This window comes from Brevundimonas variabilis, assembly GCF_014199945.1.
Classification (GTDB): Bacteria; Pseudomonadota; Alphaproteobacteria; order Caulobacterales; family Caulobacteraceae; genus Brevundimonas; species Brevundimonas variabilis.
Genome location: NZ_JACHOR010000001.1, coordinates 926565 through 946433, shown reverse-complemented (window position 1 = coordinate 946433; position 19869 = coordinate 926565). Strand labels below are relative to the sequence as shown.

The 19869-nt window shown below is 65.2% G+C and carries 20 protein-coding genes; 10 read left to right on the top strand and 10 right to left on the bottom strand.

All coding sequences use genetic code 11. The features are described from left to right. Window positions 1-746: outer membrane protein (locus tag GGR13_RS04575; RefSeq protein WP_183212232.1), on the bottom strand; the 746-nt coding region annotated here is incomplete at its 3' end. A gap of 393 nt (window positions 747-1139) precedes the next feature. On the opposite strand from GGR13_RS04575, the gene GGR13_RS04570 reads away from it, so the two are divergent. The 4 genes from GGR13_RS04570 to GGR13_RS04555 all read left to right on the top strand — a co-directional run bounded on the left by GGR13_RS04570 (window position 1140) and on the right by GGR13_RS04555 (window position 4735). After that, a complete protein-coding gene (locus tag GGR13_RS04570; protein ID WP_183212231.1) occupies window positions 1140-1916 on the top strand; it encodes an ABC transporter permease in 777 nt (258 codons plus the stop codon). 61 nt (window positions 1917-1977) lie between these two features. Further along, window positions 1978-3141, top strand: a complete 1164-nt coding sequence (locus GGR13_RS04565; protein ID WP_183212230.1) for a KpsE/RkpR family capsule polysaccharide export protein — start codon at window positions 1978-1980, stop codon at window positions 3139-3141. After that, window positions 3141-3833: an ABC transporter ATP-binding protein gene (locus tag GGR13_RS04560; RefSeq protein ID WP_183212229.1), complete on the top strand. Its 693-nt coding sequence runs from the start codon at window positions 3141-3143 to the stop codon at window positions 3831-3833. The genes GGR13_RS04565 and GGR13_RS04560 overlap by 1 nt, the downstream gene beginning before the upstream one ends. After that, a complete protein-coding gene (locus tag GGR13_RS04555) occupies window positions 3815-4735 on the top strand; it encodes a hypothetical protein (protein WP_183212228.1) in 921 nt (306 codons plus the stop codon). Before GGR13_RS04560 ends, GGR13_RS04555 begins: the two co-directional genes overlap by 19 nt. Before the next feature lie 49 nt (window positions 4736-4784). Here the strand turns inward: GGR13_RS04555 and GGR13_RS04550 are convergent, their stop codons facing one another. Next, entirely contained in the window at window positions 4785-5795 is a 1011-nt protein-coding gene (locus tag GGR13_RS04550) for a cell wall hydrolase (protein ID WP_183212227.1), read from the bottom strand. Between the two features lie 117 nt (window positions 5796-5912). On the opposite strand from GGR13_RS04550, the gene GGR13_RS04545 reads away from it, so the two are divergent. Genes GGR13_RS04545 through GGR13_RS04535 form a run of 3 tightly spaced genes read left to right on the top strand, consistent with a single transcriptional unit; the run spans window position 5913 to window position 8614 of the window. Then, window positions 5913-6533 (top strand): pilus assembly FimT family protein, encoded by a 621-nt coding sequence (locus GGR13_RS04545; protein WP_183212226.1) that lies wholly within the window; start codon window positions 5913-5915, stop codon window positions 6531-6533. 55 nt (window positions 6534-6588) lie between these two features. Then, window positions 6589-7569 carry a type II secretion system protein GspK gene (locus tag GGR13_RS04540; protein ID WP_183212225.1) on the top strand — a complete coding sequence of 327 codons (981 nt, stop codon included), beginning with the start codon at window positions 6589-6591 and terminating at the stop codon, window positions 7567-7569. After that, entirely contained in the window at window positions 7538-8614 is a 1077-nt protein-coding gene (locus tag GGR13_RS04535; RefSeq protein WP_183212224.1) for a hypothetical protein, read from the top strand. The genes GGR13_RS04540 and GGR13_RS04535 overlap by 32 nt, the downstream gene beginning before the upstream one ends. Here GGR13_RS04535 and GGR13_RS04530 read toward each other — a convergent pair. After that, window positions 8562-9059, bottom strand: a complete 498-nt coding sequence (locus GGR13_RS04530) for a pilus assembly FimT family protein (protein WP_281380537.1) — start codon at window positions 9057-9059, stop codon at window positions 8562-8564. The two genes, GGR13_RS04535 and GGR13_RS04530, sit on opposite strands and share 53 nt — an antisense overlap. Then, entirely contained in the window at window positions 9034-9549 is a 516-nt protein-coding gene (gene gspG, locus GGR13_RS04525) for a type II secretion system major pseudopilin GspG (RefSeq protein ID WP_343060293.1), read from the bottom strand. The genes GGR13_RS04530 and gspG overlap by 26 nt, the downstream gene beginning before the upstream one ends. A gap of 121 nt (window positions 9550-9670) precedes the next feature. On the opposite strand from gspG, the gene GGR13_RS04520 reads away from it, so the two are divergent. The 3 genes from GGR13_RS04520 to GGR13_RS04510 are packed head-to-tail and all read left to right on the top strand — an operon-like array spanning window position 9671 to window position 13078. After that, window positions 9671-10312 carry a hypothetical protein gene (locus GGR13_RS04520; RefSeq protein WP_183212222.1) on the top strand — a complete coding sequence of 214 codons (642 nt, stop codon included), beginning with the start codon at window positions 9671-9673 and terminating at the stop codon, window positions 10310-10312. Then, complete coding sequence (locus GGR13_RS04515; protein WP_183212221.1) at window positions 10309-10791, top strand: hypothetical protein; 483 nt, start codon at window positions 10309-10311, stop codon at window positions 10789-10791. The genes GGR13_RS04520 and GGR13_RS04515 overlap by 4 nt, the downstream gene beginning before the upstream one ends. 16 nt (window positions 10792-10807) lie before the next feature. Next, complete coding sequence (locus tag GGR13_RS04510; RefSeq protein ID WP_183212220.1) at window positions 10808-13078, top strand: secretin N-terminal domain-containing protein; 2271 nt, start codon at window positions 10808-10810, stop codon at window positions 13076-13078. 10 nt (window positions 13079-13088) lie between these two features. Here the strand turns inward: GGR13_RS04510 and GGR13_RS04505 are convergent, their stop codons facing one another. From GGR13_RS04505 to GGR13_RS04480, 6 genes are all read right to left on the bottom strand, one after another. Continuing rightward, window positions 13089-13511 carry a type IV pilus modification PilV family protein gene (locus GGR13_RS04505; protein WP_183212219.1) on the bottom strand — a complete coding sequence of 141 codons (423 nt, stop codon included), beginning with the start codon at window positions 13509-13511 and terminating at the stop codon, window positions 13089-13091. Further along, window positions 13511-14719, bottom strand: a complete 1209-nt coding sequence (locus tag GGR13_RS04500) for a type II secretion system F family protein (RefSeq protein ID WP_183212218.1) — start codon at window positions 14717-14719, stop codon at window positions 13511-13513. The genes GGR13_RS04505 and GGR13_RS04500 overlap by 1 nt, the downstream gene beginning before the upstream one ends. Further along, window positions 14712-15629, bottom strand: a complete 918-nt coding sequence (locus GGR13_RS04495; RefSeq protein WP_183212217.1) for a glycosyltransferase — start codon at window positions 15627-15629, stop codon at window positions 14712-14714. The genes GGR13_RS04500 and GGR13_RS04495 overlap by 8 nt, the downstream gene beginning before the upstream one ends. Further along, the gene (locus GGR13_RS04490; protein WP_183212216.1) at window positions 15626-16321 is read right to left on the bottom strand and encodes a sulfotransferase family protein; all 696 of its coding nucleotides are present in this window, start codon (window positions 16319-16321) and stop codon (window positions 15626-15628) included. Before GGR13_RS04490 ends, GGR13_RS04495 begins: the two co-directional genes overlap by 4 nt. Further along, a complete protein-coding gene (locus GGR13_RS04485) occupies window positions 16318-18027 on the bottom strand; it encodes a GspE/PulE family protein (RefSeq protein ID WP_484478985.1) in 1710 nt (569 codons plus the stop codon). Before GGR13_RS04485 ends, GGR13_RS04490 begins: the two co-directional genes overlap by 4 nt. 210 nt (window positions 18028-18237) lie before the next feature. Continuing rightward, window positions 18238-19668, bottom strand: a complete 1431-nt coding sequence (locus GGR13_RS04480; RefSeq protein WP_183212214.1) for a hypothetical protein — start codon at window positions 19666-19668, stop codon at window positions 18238-18240. Window positions 19669-19869 lie beyond the last annotated feature (201 nt).

Below are 19869 nucleotides of genomic sequence, written 5' to 3'. Positions count from 1 at the left end.
TCGTCAGCACCGAAGGCGTAGCGCAGGCCCAGGGTCACGGTGTGGCTCTGGTCGTAGTCGCCTTCGAAATCACCCAGCGCCGATCCGGCGGTCGATGTGAAGGTGCGGAACTCCATGTCGCCCGTCAGGTAACGGTATGTCAGGTCGATGTTGGCGCGGTCACCCACGGCATACGACAGGCCGGCCAGGGCCTGGGCTGCGAACTTGGTCGAGCTGTCGTCGGCGGCGAAGGCGGGAGCGCCGACGCGGTTGGGCTGACGCAGGATGCCGACGGTATCGGTGTTGACGCGGTTCACACCGACGCCGAGGCCGACGAAGGGACGCACGCCCCAGTACTCGCCGCCGATGTCATAGATGACATTGGCCATCAGGGTGGTGGATTCGATGTCGCCGTCCGGCGAGAAGCAGCCGCCCGTTGCCGGGGTGACATTGCACAGGCCCGACGGGGCGTTGTTGTTGGTGCGACGCACGGTGCCGATGTCGCCCGAGCGGTAGCCGCCCTCGAGCTCGACACGCCAGTTCGGGTTGAAGCGATAGCCCAGGCGCGCAAACGCAGCCCAGCCGTCGTTGACTTCCCAGTTCCAGTTGACGCCCGTGGTCGAGGACTCGGTGTTGATGTCGTCGATGACGTGATAGCCGGCGTCAACCGCGCCGTACCAGCCGTCCGGCTCGGCCGAGGCGGCACCGGCCGAAAGGGCCAGCGCCACGGCAGCTGTGGTGGCCATGAATGTGGTCTTGGTGAACATGGGGGTGAGCCCTCCGCAGTAGATTGATCATGCGGCGGTCTCCCCGCCAGTGGCCGTCCTTATCAGCGTTGCCGTTGGCGGTCGAGAGTGAAACTCGGCTGATTTCAACGAGCGAGCCCATCGTGGCCATGATGTTACAGCAAAAATTTCAACGAACAGCCGGTCGATCGCCTCCAAACCGCCTCAACCCGCCATTCATAGGGGCGTGGAGGGTTCGTTAACCTCGACGGCGGATTCTGCGCCGTGCTAACTCGGCCTCGTGAGCGCCTTGATGATCCCTGCGACCCTCAATGACCTGAATCGCGGCAAAGGCCTTGCCGCGGACCGGTTGCGTTCGGGCGGAGCCGATGTCTCAGGCCACGCGAACCAGGGCCTGAATGGGACAAGGCCAGAATGACGGACGCTCCCATTTTCCGGCACGCGCGCATCATCAATGCTCTGGTCATGCGCGAAATGAACACGCGCTTCGGCCGCGAGGGCATTGGCTTTGTCTGGCTGATCGCCGAACCGCTGGCCTTCTGCTTTGGCATCCTTACCCTATGGATACTGACAAAGCCTGCATACGAACACGGCGTACGGATCGCGCCGTTTGTCATGACCGGTTACATGTCGATCATTCTCTGCCGCCACTTCATTTCACAGGCTGCGGCGGCCCTTCAGGCCAATATGGGGCTCATGCACCATCGGCAGATTTCACCGACCCACATCTATGTCGCGCGGGCCTTTCTGGAATTTCTTGGAGCCACCGCTGCTTTCATCGTCGTCTACGTCGTCCTGCTGGCCCTTGGTCAAGTCGAGTTGCCGAAAGACATTCTTCTCGTCTATGGCGGCTGGCTGCTGCTTGCATGGATCGCGCAGGGCTTTGCACTGATCATTGCCGGGCTGAGCATGCGCTTCGAAGCCATGGAACGCATCGTTCCGCTGTTGAGTTACTTGCTGATTCCGTTTTCAGGCGCCTTCACAATGGTGTCTTGGTTGCCTGAAGAGTTCAGGAAGATTTTTCTGTACATCCCCTTTCCTCACGCCATCGAGATGTTGCGCGCCGGTGTTTTTGGGGAGTTTGTAAAAACCTATTATGACCCCGGATATGCCTTCCTTGTGGGTTCGGTAATGATCGCACTGGGACTTTTGCTGATATCGATCAGTCGCAACCGCATCGACGTCGAATGATCACGCTCCGAGTACAAACCCCGACATACCGCGCTTGCAGAGCCCGCCCGACGGATAGACCATGACTGAAGCCAAGCTCAACTATGTGGGTCCGATTCCCAAGGCCCTGACCTTCGAAAGGGCGAAGCCCCCCCTGTGGCGGCGGCTTCCGCTCGGCTTCCTGATCCTGGTCCTGCTGCCTACCGTAGTGGCGGCGGTCTATTATCTTCTGATCGCCTCGCCTCGTTATGTCTCAGAGGCTCGCTTCCTGGTTCGCGCACCGAACCAGAATGTCCCTTCGTCGTTGGGGGTGGCCCTGCAGGGCGTCGGCATCTCGTCCGGCCAGACGGATGCCTTTGCCGTTCATGAATACATTTCTTCACGGGACGGGCTGAAAGCGCTGACCCAGCGGTATGACGTCGAGGCGATGCTGGCTCCGCCCGGTGCCGACTTCCTGTCCCGCTATCCACGTCCGGGCGAAGCCGACACCTTTGAAGGGCTGTACAAGGCGTTCCAGCGTTTTCTGACGGTGGGCTATGATTCGACAACGGGACTGAGCACGCTGCGGGTTGAGGCCTTCAGTGCACGCGATGCCCAGGCCATGGCCGAGGCCCTGCTGAGCAGCGGCGAGTCCCTCGTCAATCGTCTGAACGAACGATCCAACACAGATGCCGTGGCCAATGCCCGCCTGTCGCAGGAAGAGGCCCGGACCAGACTCTCGGAGGCCCAACTCCAGCTCGCTGCCTTCCGTAACCGCGAAGAGTTCATCGACCCGACCCTTGCCGCGCGCGAGGGATCCGCGCTGATCGGGGGTCTGCTCTCGACCGTCGCCCAGTTGCAGGCGGAGAGAGCCCAGGTCGCCGCAGATGCGCCGTCCAGTCCCCAGTTGCCGACGATCGATAGCCGGATTGCGGCCTACCAGCAGCAGATTGCCACCGAGCGCGCCAAGATCGCAGGCGGCCAGGAGTCCCTGGCTCCCAGGATCGGGGCCTATGAAGACCTGGTGGCACAACGCGAATTTGCCCTCGCTGAACTGGAAAACGCCTCTGCGGCCCTGCTGGTCGCGCAGCAGGAAGGTCGGCGCCAGAGCCTTTATCTTGAGCGCGTCGTCAGCCCCAGCCTGCCAGACGAAGCCGAAGAGCCCCATCGGTGGCTCGCAATCCTGACCGTCTTTGCCACGATGATGCTGATCTATGGCGTGGGCTGGCTGATCTGGGCCGGTGTGCAGGAACACCGGCAAGTCTGATGACGCATGACGCCCTGATCCTGGCTCCGCCGGCCCCACCAGGCCTGCGTGTGGCGGACGTATCCAAAACCTATCCCACGGGCCACAGGCCCGTATTTTCGGGACTGAATTTCGATCTCGACCGATCGGGTCGGCTCGCCATTCTCGGACGCAATGGTCAGGGGAAGTCGACACTGATCAAGATGCTCGGTGGGGTCCTGCCTCCCACTTCAGGGCAGATCGACTGGCAGATGACGGCGTCATGGCCAATCGGCTTTGGCGGGGCATTCCAGGGCAGCCTGTCCGGACTGGACAACATCAAATTCCTCTCGCGTCTCTACCAACGTCCGATCCATGAGATGATCGGTCGGGTCGACGACTTCGCAGAGTTGGGTCGGTCGCTCAGACTTCCCGTGAAACACTATTCCTCGGGGATGAGGGCGCGTCTGGCCTTTGGCCTGTCCCTGGCGATCGAGTTCGACTGCTACCTTATCGACGAGCTCATGGCGGTCGGGGACGCACGGTTTGCCCAGAAATGCCAGGACGAGCTGTTCACTCATCGCGGCGACCGGGCCTTTCTTATGGCCTCGCACGATACGAACATGATCGCCCACTATTGTGATCGGGCCCTGATCATCGAGAGTGGCAAGGCCAAGATCTTCGAGGATGTCCATGAGGCCGTGGATATCTATACTTGGCTGCGCGCCGCATGACGATCCCGCAGCGGCTCTGTGTGCTGCAGTTCCCGTCCCCGACCGAGATTGCCTGGACGACGGCGATCCGGGCCCGGGCAGAGAGCCTGGGCTGGACCACTCATGATCTGGCTGTCCCGTCGGAGTGGCCAAGGTCGCACGATCGATCGGCGGTCTATTTTACGACGGGGATCCACGGGGCGGAAACTCTGGACCCTACGCACTGGATCGTCCTTACCGAGAACACTTCGACCTCCGCCGGCCTGGTGAGCGGCGTCCTTGGTGTATCCCAGTACTCTCACGCCAGCCTCGTTCACACCTCCATTCGCCTTGCCTTGTCCGCGAAATTCGCCAGCCAGAACGCACAGGTCGATGTCCTGGACGCCAGAGCGCTCCGGCTCGATCTCCCCGGCCTGGGTCAGGTCGAACGCGCGGCCGTTGACGACCTGGACCTCACCGCTCCCGATCATCGACCCCTGCAGATCTTCGACCGCCTGCCCATCCCGATCGGAGCATCCGCCGATTGGGAGCCCGGCATCTTCAACTACCCTCTGGGCCAAGCGATGGAGGGCGGGGCGTCGGACATGGACCTGACCGGGCGTGCGCGCGTGCTGGTGTTCGGCCCCTTCGTCTACCTGCCCGAGGGATCCTGGACGGTCAGCATCAACCTGACGGTCGACCCAATGAATGGCCGCGTTCCCTTGAGATTCGACTGGGGCGACGAGGGCGATTTTGTGTCGCACAATGTCTTTGTGACCAGGCCCGGTCAGTACACGATCACGCTCGCCCGCGACTGGGTAGCGGTCACCCCTGCCCAAATCCGCATCTGGCTGACCCAGCCGCTTTTCCAGGGGCGACTGATCTTCGAGGGGTGTCACATTTCTCGCGCGCCCGACGACACGCCGGAAACCACGTCGGTCTAGGCTTTATCCCAACGGCAATGCCCCTCGCAGGCGGGATCTGACCGTAGCGTCACGGGCCCGCTGGAGTGGTGGACTGGGGGATGGGCGTCTGGGCTTCACCGGAGGTCGCCTGGGCGAAGGCGCGATCAAGCGCTTCGATGCGAACAAACTGAAGGCCCGTCGACGGGGCCGGCTCGGGGCGACGTTCAAGGCTGCCTGGCGTCGCATGACCGGGTTTGGCGGCACCATAGAAGATATGGGCCCCGATCTGGCGAACCCGCTCCAGCCGCTGACCCCAGGTCGGGCGGACGTAGTTGGCGTGATAGTTGACCGAGGTTCTGGGCAACAAACCCGATCGACCGGCATGCACTTCGCGTGCGATCCGCTCGGCCCGTGACCAAGCCGTCCGGTTGATTGCACCCCGGCCGATCGAGCCATCGCAGGTGAAGGTGAACTGACAGGTCCGGCTGTTGCGCTGATAGACCACCTTGCAGATGTCGCGCGGATAGTTGCCGGCCCGAGAGCGATTGATCACGACCTCGGCAACTGCGGCCTGTCCCTCTTCGCTCTCGTTGCGGGCTTCATAATAGATGGCCTGTGTCAGACACTCGATGGGATCCGCAGGCACGCGCGGCATGGTCACGAGATCCAACCGGGGGGCCCTGTAACCCCTCGCCCCGGACGTCCGCTCAAACGATGAGGTGGTCGGCGGCGGTGCGATCGTGCCCGAAGGCTGTGGCTCGAAAGGCAGGGCCGGTTCGGGGCGCGCGGAGCCTCCAGACCCATTTCCATCCGTCCGGGAGACAGGCTGTTGGCGCTCAGCCCTTGTCCTGACCGGAACCGCAGAGTGACGAGCGCCATCCTGCAAGACAGGCTTCCGGTCGGTGCGGGTCCAGTTGACAATCCGGGCCTCGAGCCGGGCCCGCCGGTCTGCATCGGTGACGACCGGTTCAGCACGCGGCGAAGGCGCGCGGGTCACCGGACCGGGCTGGCGCGCAGACTGGGCATCCGTCGTCAGGATCGCGGCCCAGAAGGCAACGATCAGTCCAAGAACCGTGATGATCGAAACGATGGTGCGCAAACAACTTCCCCAAAGGCACCGAGACATAGCAGGCGCCGGATGCGCCTCCAAGCGAAGCCGGGGCGGTTGCATGACGGAAAGGGTTGGGACCCGCCGCAACAGGCGGTAGGAAGGCCCATGGTTCCGCCATTGCACCCCCGCAGCGGGTTTTCCCTGATCGAGGCCCTCGTGGTGCTCGCCATCGGCGGGATGGCTCTGGCGATCATCTTCTCCATCGGGATCAAGGCCGGCGACACCGGGTTCGGACTCGGGCGACGGGCCATGGCGGCAGCGGACACCGAACTGTCGACCAATGACCTTCGCAGTCTCTTGCGCAGCTATTCCGTAAGGCCTGCGGGGTCCTTCGTTGAGGGGGTCGATCGTCCCGTCGAGGGAACGTCCACACGATTGGTGGGAGAGGCCGTGATGGAACGGGCGACCCAGTGTGCGCCCCAGGGATGGGCTGGCGAACTGGCGCTGGAGATCGAACAGCGCGACGGGCTGATTTCCGTCGTCTGCCAAGCCAATGGCCGTCGCGTGACCCTCGCGTCCGGCCCCGGAGCGCGGGGCGGGTTCCAGTATTCCTCCGACGCCGGCTCGACCTGGTCCGACACCTGGCGCACGGCGCAGGGAGACCGCTTTGCCGAGCCCCGCTCTGCGCGGGTCTGGATCCGCCTTACCGGACCAGGAATGCAGGACATTGTCGAAACCGCCGGATCGGGCCGGCCACAAACCTGGGCGCGCGATGATCTCGACTAGGCTACGTCCCCGCGCCGGGTTTGCACTTCCGGCTGTGCTCGCCGTGACCGGGGTGGTGACCCTTGTCTTTCTGGTGGCCATCACGGCCCTCGCCAGCCTCAATGCCGAGGCCCGATCGGCACGTGACCGCATCCGGTTCATGCAGGGCGCGATGACCGCCGAGGCCGCGATTGCCTATCTGGCGGCGACCAATCCGATCGATAGCCAGAGCATCGTCATCGGGGGACAGCGCACGCTCGATGTGTTCGACACAGCCAGCCTGGCCGAAGACGCAAACGCAGGCGTCGGCACACCGAGCCATCTTCATCTGGACGGGCGCTCCTACGACCTGGCCGCGCCCCAGTCCCTGACGATTCAAATTCAGGATCAGGCGGGCCTGATCAACCTGGCGGCACTCGACTCGTTTGCCCAGCGTCGCCTTTTCGGTCTCATCGGGGTCGCGGAAAACGAGGCACCGCAGTTGATTGCCGCTTTCAGGGATTATGTGGACACCGACGATCTGCGCCAGATCGACGGCGCCGAGGCCGCGCAATACGGTACAGACGGCCCGGCAAATCGCCCGTTGCGCCGGGCAAGCGAATGGCTGTCGGTGAAGGGAGCCCGGGCGGCGGTGGATCCCGCATTATGGCGCCGGATCCGGCCGGACCTCGTATATGATCGGACGTCGAACGGCGTGAATGTGAACACCATGACGCCTGCAGCCATCGCGGTCGTGTTCGGGCTTTCTGCGGAACAGGCCCAGGCCGCGATCAGGGCTCGTCGTCAGGCTCCGTTCCTGTCGATCAACGCGTTCGAAACCGTCACCGGGCAAGCCAACCTTGGTGATCCTGAGCGTGTCTATACCTTTCCGACGCGGCGAATGGTCTATACCATTCATGACAGTCGTTCGCCGTGGACCTACAGAGGCCGACTGACCCTGACGCCCACTGGCAACGAACAACCCTTCTGGATTGACCAGACCGAACAGACGGAGGCTCCACGGCGAGCCGTGGCCCCCAAAACCGATGCAACTCCCTTTCCTGATCCCACGCGTTGAGCGGCTCCGCGCCGATGGCGAACTGACCCGTCTGCGGTCTCCGACTGCGCTCGGGGGCCTGAGATCGCCGATCGTTCTTCTGGCGCGGGACCTTTGCACATTCTCCCTGTTCGAGACCTCCGGCCTGCCGAAGAATCGTCGTCTTCAGGCTGCCCGGCTTCACGCACGGGCAGCGTCTCCCTATGTCGCCGGCGGATCACGCCTGATCCGCTGCGGCACTGATTACGGCGTCTGGTGGTGGGATCTCGAGCGGATCGCACCGCTGCTGGCCAGTCGGGCGATCGCCAGCACGGCTTCGCTGCGGCCGGAAACCCTGGCACAGCCCACAGGCAGGGGCTGGCGCATTGTTCAGCTGAAAGAGGGCTTCGAAGCCCAGTACTGGTCGCCCGCTGGCCTGATGGCATCAACCTGGCGCGCCGACCGGTTCGATCAGCCAAGCTGGAGTGCGTTCATCCGCCTGGTCCGGGGAGCCGATCCCGCTCCCGAGCTTCCCCCGATCCCGGTGAGTCTGCCGATCGCGCCTGACAGCGAAGCCTTTTCGCTGGTCATGGCCGAGCTCAGCCGAAATCAGGTGATGGGCCTTGCGGCCGGCAGCGCGGCAACCGTGCTGGCAGGATTCACTGTCTTCCTGCTGGGTCAGGGCCTGGCGCTCCGCTCGGACGTCGAAACGATACGGGATGAAACAGAAGCGCTTCGCCTCGCAACCCCTCGCGCTGGCCTGACCGCAAGGCTCGAGACCGATCGTCAACGACTGACGGCCTACCGGCAGGTCGAGGAACGCACCAATCCCCTCAGCGCCACCGGTGCCGCGATCGCGATCGTCAGTCTGTATGATCTGACACCCACGGCGGTGGAGGTGCTCGATGGTATTCTGACCCTGACCCTGCCCTATGCGGCGGGTCGGCGTTCAGACGAGCTGGTGGCCGAGTTCGAGGGTTCGGGCTATTTCTTCGACGTCAGACCACGCTCCGATGCGGCCGGTCAGTCCCTGATCATCGAGATGCAGGTGCGCGAGGCGGCACCGCCCCTGTCACTGAACGAATGAACCGGCAGTCATCGGTCAGCGTCCGGAGAGTCATCACGACGCGGTCCTGGTGAACCAGATTGGCGGACGTGATCGAGCACACGCCGCCCTCCGCGATCTCCAGTGCCGGTGCCATCGTATAGGTCCACGGATCGCGAAGCTCGAGCACCCTGTCCAGATCCCGATCTGGCAGTTCCTCTCCCGCTGGCTGAGGCAGGGCCTCCGCCGCAGCCGGATCGAGGATGCGAAGGGGCTCGCCGGTCCGGTTCGCCTCGCGCCGCAGGTCCGACACCTGCTTCTGAAAATCGAAGAACACGGCGTGCGCGGTCGCCTGATCAAGCATCCGGGACATGCTCGGCATGATGACGGCTGTGCTGAGCGCGAAGATGACCAGAACCACCAGGATCTCCATCAGGGAGAAGCCGGCCCGATGATCTGGTCTAGCGCGCCTGATCGGAGTTGACATCGGCATTCACGCCCTCGCCGCCGACGGCTCCATCAGCACCATAGCTGATGACGCGCGCCCTGGAATCCGGCGCACCGGGGGCCCCGGTCGCGTCGGCGGGCGGCGGGACATAGACATAGGGGCGGGCCCACGGATCCGATGGCAGCGCCTTGTCCAGATAGGGGCCCGCCCAGCCCGCAACCTGGCTCGGATCCGCCTGTATCAGGACATCCAGCCCCTCCTGCTCGGTCGGAAGGCGTCCGATATCCAGGCGCATGGTCTCCAGCGCGGCCTCGAGCGACCGGATCTGCAACCGCGCGGTTGTCGTCTTGGAACGGTCCAGCTGGGCGAACAGCCGGGGGCCGACCACGGCGGCGATCAGGGCAATGATCGCCAGAACAACCAGAATTTCCAGCAGGCTGAAACCGGATCGCGATGATCTCGCGTGTGACGGGCGTGCACGAACGAACGTCTTGAGAGTCGATAGAAACTGCAGTTTGTAGTGGAGCACGGGACGACCCTTGAAACTCTGAGCTATTACAGGGTTTAGCGGCCTGCTATAGCCGACGGCTGGGGAGCGGTCGATGCGAAATGCTGCGCCCGGGCGCGGTCGCGGACAAGACGGGACGAATTTGCAAGCTAGGTGGATCGCTTTTCTGGCGTCTGCGCGCGCACAGGCGGGCGTCCTGCGCGCACGTCTGGATCGCACGACCCGCCGTGAGCGTCTGTTGCTCGGCGGGCTCGCGCTCGCGGCCTTTCTCTATGCGCCGGTCGCGACGCTGGATTGGCGGACCCAGCAGGAAGAGGCCTTCATCGAGGCCACGACCGATCGGGCTTCCGCACGGCTCGCGCTGGCTTCGGCACGGCGGGTGGCTGCGGATCCGACCGGTCAAGCTGCATTCGACGACATGAACAGCTGGGGATTCGAAGCCTCCAACATCGAGGTCGCCCGCGTCCGCATCGAGCAAAGACTGGTCGAGACGGCCGCGGCGGCAAATCTTGCGAATGCCCGCGTGACCACGGACGAGGAAGCGGAGACGGAAGGGCCGTTGCAATGGCTCGGCGCCCAGGTGCAGGCCGACCTTTCCTGGAGCGGCGTCTTTGGCGTCATGGACGCGGTTGCCGGCTGGCCTGAAGGGTTCCGGGTCACGAGCTTCGCCTATCGCCTGCCACCGCCGCCGCTCAACCCGGACATGCCGGTCTCCGCTCCCGGATCCGTCACCATCGAAATGGCCTTCCCGGTCGAGATCTCAGAGCCGGAGGTGTCGTCTTGACCCGGTGGCTGGCGGTTCTGATCCCGCTGTTCCTTGCAATGGCACTGATGCTCGGATGGTCTTTCCCGGGGCGCCCCGAGGAGCCTCTTGGCGTGACGCGTGGCGGAGCGACAATCCGGGGCCTGACCTTGCGGCCGGGCGAGAGCACCACCGAGGCCGTCCGGTTTCTTCGCACTCTGAGATCCGACCCTCCGCCGCCCTACATCCCGCCCCCGCCCACCCCTCCGCCACCTCCGCCGCCTCCGCCGCCTCCGGACGTCGCCGTGACGTTCGCCGCAGCCCTTCGCGCGATCGAACGTGAGCCCGGGACCGAGCGATACCAGGCCCTGATCAGCGACCCTGCCGCACCGGGGCCGCAAACCCGGGCCATTGTCATAGGCGACGCCTATGGGGACGGCTGGCGCATCAACGCTATTTCTGCGGATTCAGTCAGCCTGGTACGGGGTCGCGAAACCCGTCGGGTCCGGCTGTACCGCTGAGTTCGAGGAGACCAACATGACGGGCAGCCGTGGCAACCGGATACGAACACTTGGCAGGACAACCTGCCTGCTGCCGTTTCTGCTGATCTGCGGCTGTGCGGCCTTTCCGGCGCTGGAGACGTCGGTTTCCCGCCCCGACGCGCCGGTCACAGGCGATAACGTCGACCCGGCCAGCGGGACGGCGACTGACGCGGCCCCCGGCACGCAGCCCGAGCGCCTTCGTATTCCGACGGGGTCCGCGCCGGTGGCTCCGTCCCGCCTCCCCGCGACTGCGGCGCAGATCGACGCCCTGGTGTCGGACGATCTGGTCGACGCCAATCTGGCACCGCAATCCGTTCCCCAGTTCGCAGCGACCGTCTTTGGTGGACTCCTGAGCGTCCCCTACACCCTGACAGCAGACGTCTCGACCCGCCCGGAAATCATTTCCGGGGGTACCGGCGGGACCCTGACCAAGCGCAACCTGTTCCGCCTGACGCAGCAGGCCCTGCGGCAGTACGGGATCGAGGTCTACATCGAAGGCGGCTTCGTCACGGTCGGGGCCAGCCAGACCAGCGACATCGGCGCGTCCCTCACCCGCGGACGGGAGTCAACGGACGGCGCGGGCCGCGTGGTCCAGTTCTTCCCGGTGCAGACGATCGAAGTCAGCGCAATCCAGGGGCTGTTGACCGACCTGTTCCCCAACCTCGGGGGCGCAAGGATCACGGTCGATCAGCTGTCGAACAGCCTGATCATTTCCGGATCGTCCCGCGAGGTCCAGCAGGTCGTCCGTGTCCTTCGCGAGATCGATCAGCCCCGGTTCGCAGGCGCCGATGTCCTGAGGGTCGAGCCGGTCTACGTCCCCCCTGAAGCCCTTGCCTCCGCCCTGGAAAATGCCCTGGTGACAGAGGGCTATATCGTCAGTCGTCAGGCACTGGCAGGCCGGTCGATCGTCATCCTGTCGTTCCCCTCCTCCAGTCAGCTGCTGATCTTCACCAAGGATCCGGTTCTTCTGGCGCGGGTGGAGTTCTGGCTTCAGCAGCTGGACCGGCCTGCCGTCCTCGGCGACAAGAGCTCGACCTTTGTTTACGAAGTCCGCAACACCGATGCCCAGTCCCTGGGTCAACTGGCCATGGGCCAGGCCCCCTCGGCCAACACCGCGCCCACGCCGGTGGGTGTGCCCGGAAGGCCCCCCGCCACCGGGATCGACGGAGCCCAGCCAACTGTGCCCGGTGTGCAGTCGACCGGCACCCAGGGCGCGGCCGGACAGTATCTGGGCGGCCGGATCCTCGTCGACACCAGCAGCAACCGCATCCTTTTCACCGGGACCGCCACCGATTTCGCCTCCTTGCGACAGTTGCTGCGGACGCTGGATACGCCGGCACCCCAGGTCGCCATCGAGGTCATGGTCGCGGAAGTGACCCTGACCGATGAAACCAGCCTCGGCGTCAATCTCTTCGGCACCGAGGTGCGAGGCGACGGTATTGCGACGGGTGGAACGGAGGGGATCGATCTCGGCGGTGCCGGCCTCCTTCTGACGTTCACCGGGCCCGAGTTCCGCGCCGCGCTAAACGCCCAGGCCTCGAACAATCGCGTGAACATCCTGCAGCGGCCGCAACTGGTCACCCGCAGTGGCGTCCCTGCACGGTTCCAGGTCGGTACGGATGTGCCGATCATCACGTCGCAGCGGGCAACCGATTTTCAGTCGGGCAACAATGGATCGGACGTCCTGCAGAGCGTCCAGTACCGTCAGACGGGTGTCATCCTGGAGCTGACGCCCGTCGTCTATGGCGACCGTGTGGACATCATCGTTAATCAGGAAATCTCGGAAGTCGGTCAGGATGCGATCCCCGGTATCTCCAGCCCGACCATTCTGAACCGCAGCGTCTCGACCCAGATCGCCATTGCGGACGGCTGGACCGGGGTCCTGGGCGGGCTGATCAGCAACAGCTACAGCAAGGGGAACAGTGGCGTACCCTTCCTGAAGGACATTCCGATCGTCGGTTCGGCCTTTCAGAACAACACCGTCGAAGGCCGCCGCACCGAACTGCTTATCCTGATCACCCCAAGGATCATTCGCGGCAATGAAGACATGGCGGATCTGGCCGACAGCCTGTCGCGCGACATGGATGCCGCTTTCCGGACGGGCCGAGGCTGGTCCTACACCCTTACGCCGTTCTCTGTCGGGCCGGCCATCCGGGGCATCGGGATAGACCTGCCGAGCTCAAGCCGGGACTCTGAACGCCCGCCGCTGTTCCCCCGGTCAGAGCCCGCATCCGAAACGCCCGAGGAGTCCCCGGTCACGCAGTAGGCCGGGATACCTACCTGCCCTCGGACTGGACGGCATTTGCCCACCCCATTCGATTGAAGACGAGCGGGCCCGGTGATCGACCCCGGGCACGCTCGATTCGAACGGTCAGTCTGAACAGCTGAACCTGATAGATCCCATTTTCCGCCGGGAAGCCTGCGTTCTGCCGTGGCAGCCCAAGCGGCTCTGAAACCCAGGAAATCGTATCGCCTTCCGGCAGACGGATCTCGCCCTGCGGCGAGACCATGGGATTGATGTCCCGCGTCAGCGCCAGGGCGTTCTCTTGGGCGGCGACCTGTTCCATGGCCTCGACGGCCCGCTGCTGGCCGCGCACCATCTGGACCTGAAGCTCGAAGATCGCGGCCAGGGTCACGGCCGCGATCGTGAGGGCGACGAGGGCCTCGATCAGGCTGAAACCCGACCTGCGCCGCTTCATCACACCACGCCTTCGTAAACGCTCGAAAGCGCGAGGACGAGCGAAAGCGCGACGAAGCCGACGACCAGCGAGATCACGGCGATGGCCAGCGGCTCCAGCAGGGCCGTCATTCGCTTCATCCGATCCCGAAGCCGCGTCTCGTAATTGTCCGCCATGAAGCCGAACATCGAGCCGATCGCCCCGGACTTCTGCCCGGCCCGCAGCATGCTGAGGTCCATCGCCTCGAGCTGGGTATGGGCACCTAGCGAAGCGTCGATCGTCAGGCCTGCGCGCAGATCGCTTTCCAGCAGATCCAGCCCCTGCCGGAAGGGCCCGATCGGCACCGCTGCCCGGGCCAGGGCGGCGGCCGACAGGATCGGCACACCATTATTGAGGGCGAACGCCGTCAGCCGTGCCCAAGACGCGATCTCCCTCGCCTGGATGACCGAGCCGATGACGGGCAATCCATGTGCGACCGTGTAGGCGCGGGCCTTGATCGAGGGATTGGTGGCGATGACGATGCCCAGCACCACCAGCGCCCCGATCACCATCCCGACGAGAGGCAGGTTGGCATTGGCGAACTCGCCGGCCGACAGCACCCAGCGCGACATGGCGGGCACATTGGTCCGGTCCTCGCCGATCATGGTGCCGAACCGCGGGACGACCTGGGTGAAGATGAACCCGACGGCCGACACCCCGGCAAACGCAAGAAACGCCGGATAGGTCATGGCATTGGTGAATTCGCGCCGCAGCCGGTCTTCATAGGCCATCTGTTCGGCGGCTTCTTTCAGCACCTCGGCGATCCGGCCGGACGCCTCGCCGACGCGCGCCATGGCATAGACATAGAAGGGAAAGCCCGGGACGTGCTCTTCAAGCGCCGTCCCCAGGGCATCGCCGCGGCGCAGCGCCCCGATGGCAGCCAGGAACTGCTGCTTTCCCCTCAGGGCCTGCATGCCCTGGGCGACCGTGTCCAGCGTCTCCAGCAGGGAGACACCGGCTTCCAGCATCAGGGCCATCTGGCGAAGGACGAGAACCCGTTCCCCAGGTTTCAGAGCCCGGTCCTTTCCATCGGATTTGGGGGGTGCGGACCGGCCGATCTTGACGACCGTCAGGCCATCGCCGGCCAGCCGGCGCATGGCTGCGGCCTCGTCCGTCGCACTCAGCAAGCCTTTGGACAGCAGGCCGTCGCGCCCGATCGCCTCGTACTGGAAGGGGATCAGGTCAGTCATGGACGGTCGGGAAGAAATAGTGGCGTGCGGCGGGATGTTTCAACCGCCCGAACAGCAGGGGCAGGGCGGTGGCCATCGCAAGCGGCTGGCCCGTTATCGCCTGATACTCGCGGGCGTAGACATCCCCCAGCGTGCCCTCGCCTTCGGGAGCCGGGCGGCGAACCCCCCCCTCCCGGGTCGTCGCACCATAATGGAGCTGGTGGAAGGTGCCCTCACCGACGAGCATGATGAAGGGCACCTCCGGATCGGCCACGGCGCGGTTGAAGAAATCGAAGCTCGAAAGCCCGCCGCCCAGCCCGGTGAAGGCTTCATTATAGCCGCCCATCTTCAGGAAACGGTCCCGGCCCATCAGGAAGAAGGTCGTTTCCGGCGGGGTCTGCAATACGCCGTGGGCATAGCTTTCTCCCAGCGCGCAGATCTCGAACAGCCGATAGCCATCTGCTGGCCAGCCGATGTCCGCCAGCATCTGGTCCTCCACGGCACGCGTATAGCCCTCGGATGTCGATATCTGCTGGACCTTCGGGCCGAGATGGAACCCGAGCGTAGCGATGAAAGCGTCCGGGTCGATCCGAGAGGCCTGAACGGCGGTGGCCAGCAGGCCGGGCGAGGCCATGCGGGCTCCATCGATCATTACGGCCAGCCGGTCGGCCCGGGCCAGCGCTGCCCCGCGATTGATGGCCCGGCAGGGCGACGTGCCGCCATCCTCGACCCGCAGGACGGTGATGTTTCCCTCATGCCCGAAATCCGTCCGCTGGACCGGGTCGGCCGATCCATTGTCGACCACGATGATCTCGATGTCGGCGAGATCGATGCCCTGCTGATATGGCGGCAGGAGCGACTGCACGGTACGCGGCAGTTCGCGGGCCATGTCGAATCCGACGACGACGATCGACAGGACCGGCGTGCTCACGCAGCGAGATCCTGCAAATGCGCCCACAGCGGCGCGACCACCTCCGGAGCGGGTCCGTCGGCCTTCTGATGCGTCAGTTCGGCGGCCCTGAATGGCATGGGTCGGCTTGCGTCCAGCCCGAGAGGCCCGGCGGCAAGACGGACACGGGCCTCGTAGTCGGGGGCGTCATAGTCGATCACCGGGAAGGGAGCCCGGTCGTGCCAGGCCAGCATGGCCCGGTTGTAGCCTTCCCAGATGCCCAGGGACCTCTCGACCGCATAGCCGTTCCGCTTGACCAGCGAGGCCGCAACGGCCAGGGGATGCCGGATGGTTCCCACCAGCCGCAGTTCAGGCATAGCCTCGAACCAGCCGTCCAGCAGCAGGGTCGCGCGAGGGTCCTTGAACCCCCAGGGTCGCGAAAGTGGCTCATAGTCGGCCAGAACGGCCTTCAGGGCGGCGATCTCCGAGGGCAGCCAGGCAACGGGGCCAGCGGGCGGGCGATCCCATGCGGCGTCGACGCGAGCCAGCACGGCGTCGTGAACGGCCCAGAACCGCGGGTTCTCGTTATTGCCCTTCAGATTGTGCGGGGCGGACCGGTTCACATCGCCCAGGGTCAGGCCGAGGTCCTCTAGACATCCGGCAAGGCATGAGGTGCCGGAACGGTGCATGCCGACGACCGCGACGGGGGCCGGGATCGAGGTCGGGACGGTCATTCCCCGGCTCCGACGATGCGATAGACTTCGGTCATGGCGGTCTCGCCGCGCCGCGCCTTGATATAGCCGTCGTCGCCAAAGCTCAGAAAGCCGTCGCCGCGGGCCATGGCGGTCAGCTGGTCTTCGTCGGCGCTGGTCCGGATGCCGGCGATGATGCCGGGCGAAGCCGGAGCGATCTCGTACAGGCCGACCCGGCCCCGGAAACCACTCTGTCCGCATTTCGGGCAGCCGACCGGCTCGCGCCAGGCGGCAGGCTCGGATGCCACGACATGAAGGAGGTGGGCGGGCAGGGCCCGCTCGTGGGCGTCGGCTTCATGAGCTGTCGAGGGGCGGCTGCAGTCGACGCAGAGCCGGCGGACCAGCCGCTGGCCGGCCACCCCGCGCAGAACATCGGCCAGCAGATAGTCCTCGATCCCGAGGTCCATCAGGCGGGGCAGGGCAGCCAGCGCCGAGTTGGTGTGGACGGTCGAGATCACGAGGTGGCCGGTCAGGGCGGCCTGGACGGCGATCCGGGCCGTTTCCGGGTCGCGGATCTCGCCGATCATGATCACGTCGGGGTCTTGGCGCAGGATGGAGCGCAGGCCGGCGGCGAAGGTGAGGCCGATCTCGGAGCGGACCCGCACCTGGATGACGCCCGGCAGGTCCAGTTCGACCGGGTCCTCAACCGTGATGATCTTGCGCTCACCGTCGTTCAGATGGGTCAGCAGGCGATAGATGGTCGTGGTCTTGCCCGACCCGGTCGGTCCGGTGATCAGGAAGACGCCGTTTGGCTGTTCCGCCAGCGAGATCAGGCTACGTTCCTGGGCCGGGCCCACGCCCAGTTCGGACAGCAGAGGCAGGCGGCTGGTCTTGCCCAGCAGACGCAGGACGATCGATTCGCCCCAGGAGCAGGGCAGGGACGAGACGCGCAGATCGACTTCCTGGCCCGAAACACGGATCGACTGCCGGCCATCCTGCGGCAGGCGGCGCTCGCCAATATCCATCCCGCTGAGCAGTTTGATCCGCGAACAGACGGCATCGAAATTGGAGCGCGGCGCGGCGCGGGCGGTGGTCAGCACCCCGTCGATCCGCATGCGGACAAGGAAACGGTCCTCATAGGGCTCGACATGGACGTCGGAGGCGCGCCGGGTCAGGGCCTCGGCGAAGACGGAATTGACGAAATCGATGGTCGGGGCTTCCTGCGCCAGCTCCCGCAGGCGGGCGGCGTCGGAACCGGAGCCGAAGGCCTGGGCAGTGGCGTCGTCCCGGGTGCCCGACAGATCGTCGGTGAGGGCCTCGATCAGGGACCGCTGGGCCAGCAGGAACTGGACCGGTTCGCGGGTCGCCTGGGCAATGCGCTGAGCCAGAAGGGGATCGAGCGGCTGGACGGCGGCACAGACGATGCGCCCCACCGCATGCGGATCAACCTCGGCCGTAGGATCGAGGTCGGAGGCGGCAACCCGCCAGGCCACGGCCTCGCGTGCAGCCCACCAGGAGCGTGGAGCACCGACCTCGGTCAGGAAGGCAAGGATCTGTCCGGGCGTCGGACCGTCCTCTGGCGCGAGGATGTCCAAACCAAGCTGTTCGGACAACACCTCCAGCAACTGCGCCTCTGACACAGCCCCCAGCCGCACAAGGTTGAGCCCGAGCAGTCCGCCATTGCTGGCCTGAAGCGCTAGGCCGTGTTCGAGGTCAGCCGGCCGGATCATCCCGCGCGACAGCAGGATGTCGCCCAGCCTTTGGGCGGCAAGGCCGCGGGACTGCTGAGGAAATGCTGGGATCAGGGTGATGGCGGTCAGGGTGGACTCCGGGACAGACGTCGACCCTTCTAATGCCGGAATGCCGCGACGTCACGCGGGTCCGGCCGCTGGAGAGCGGGCAAAGAAAAAGGGAGGGCCGAGGCCCTCCCTTTCCACAAACCCGAAGGTTGGTGTTTCTTAGAACGAGGCGTCCGCAGCCTGGGCGCCCGAGAAGCGGCCGAGCGAGGTTTCGGTGGTCACGCCGTCCGAGATCGTGCGGGCCTTGGCGGTCAGTTGCGAAGCAGCCGACTGGACCGTGATCTGCACGTCGCCGCGCAGGAAGGCACCGAAGCAAGCCGACAGTTCACTTGCGCCGATTTGCAGCTCGCCTGTGGCCGGGATCGTGAAGGCCGTCGAGCAGGTCTGGTTGGCGATCGGTGCACCGGCACCGGTCGTCACGCCAGCCGCGCGAGCGCGGGCGTTGCTCAGACGCAGGGTCACGGTGCCGCTCGGGGCAGCAGCGCCGTTGCTCAGGCGGATGACCGACTGACCAGCAGCTTGCGAACCCGAGATCCACGGTGCGATGAAGTTCACGCCGTCGAGAGCGATGTTACCCGAAGCAACCGAGGTTGCCGTGGTCGGGGCGGTGTAACCAGCCACGTAGGTCGGCAGGAAGGCCGAGGTGAACGAACCGGCCTGGATGGCGACGGGAGTGCCAGCCTGGGTCAGCGTGAAGTTTGCACCGGCCGACAGAGCGTCAGCCTGACCGTCGGTCAGTGTGAACACGGCGTTCGTGGCCGAGGTCACGAGCGTGCCACCGGACGTCAGAGCAGGCGTCAGCACGTTGAGCTGCGCACCCGTGATGGTCAGCGTACCACCGTTGATGATGGCGTCACGCGTGACGACAGCGTTCGAAGCCAGGCCGGCGTAGAACGTGCCAGCGTTTTGAGCAACGCCGTAGCCCGTGGCCAGCTGGGCCGTCAGGTTGCCGTTGCTCAGCGGAGCCGGGTTGGTCGTGACGCCCGTGTTGGTGAACGACTGGAAGTTCGGCAGGGCAGCCAGGGTGTTGTTCGACGTTGCCGTGAACGCGCCGATGACGGGAGCATAACGAACCAGGGTCGTGGCAGCCGTGTTGTCAACCGAAGTCGCGACGCCACCAGCCAGCAGTTCCGTCGTCGCCGCAACCGCGACCGACGTTTCCGTCGGGCTGGTCAGGGTGGAGGTCAGGGCGAAGGCCGTGATCGTTCCGGGAGCGCCAACGGCGTCGACGGTGACGATGAAGGTTGCCGAGGTGGAGGTCGATCCAGCGGCGGCGACAGTCGCAGCGGGGCCCGTGCCCGTGACGGCCAGAGTTGCGCCGGCAATCGTGCCGTTGGTCACGGTGAAGGTGACGCGATAGTTCTGGGTCGTGCCTTGCGTGATGCTCAGCGGGGTCGTCAGGGTGTTGGTGACCACGAAGCCGCCGGCTGGCGTGGCGATCGAGGCGTCCGTGCGCTCGGCGGCGATGGTGTACTGGCCGTTGGCAGCACCGGTTGCAGCCACGCCGTTAACCGAACCGGTGATGGTGCCGGCTTGGGCCGCGCCGGCGAGCACGAGTGCCGCAACCGAACCAGCGGTGAGAAGAGTCATCTTAGTCATGTGGATTGGGTTCCCCAAAAAAACCTGTTGTGTGGACGTAGCCAACGAGTGAACGCCTCTCGGTCACAGTTCACTCCATTTTGGAATGAAGGCTGCGTCCACGGCACTCGCCTTGTAGCGTGCGTCTTTTCCAAGCGTCAAGCGTAATCCGCACCAGCGCGCCGGCGCGGGCACGCCAAAAAACACAAGCGT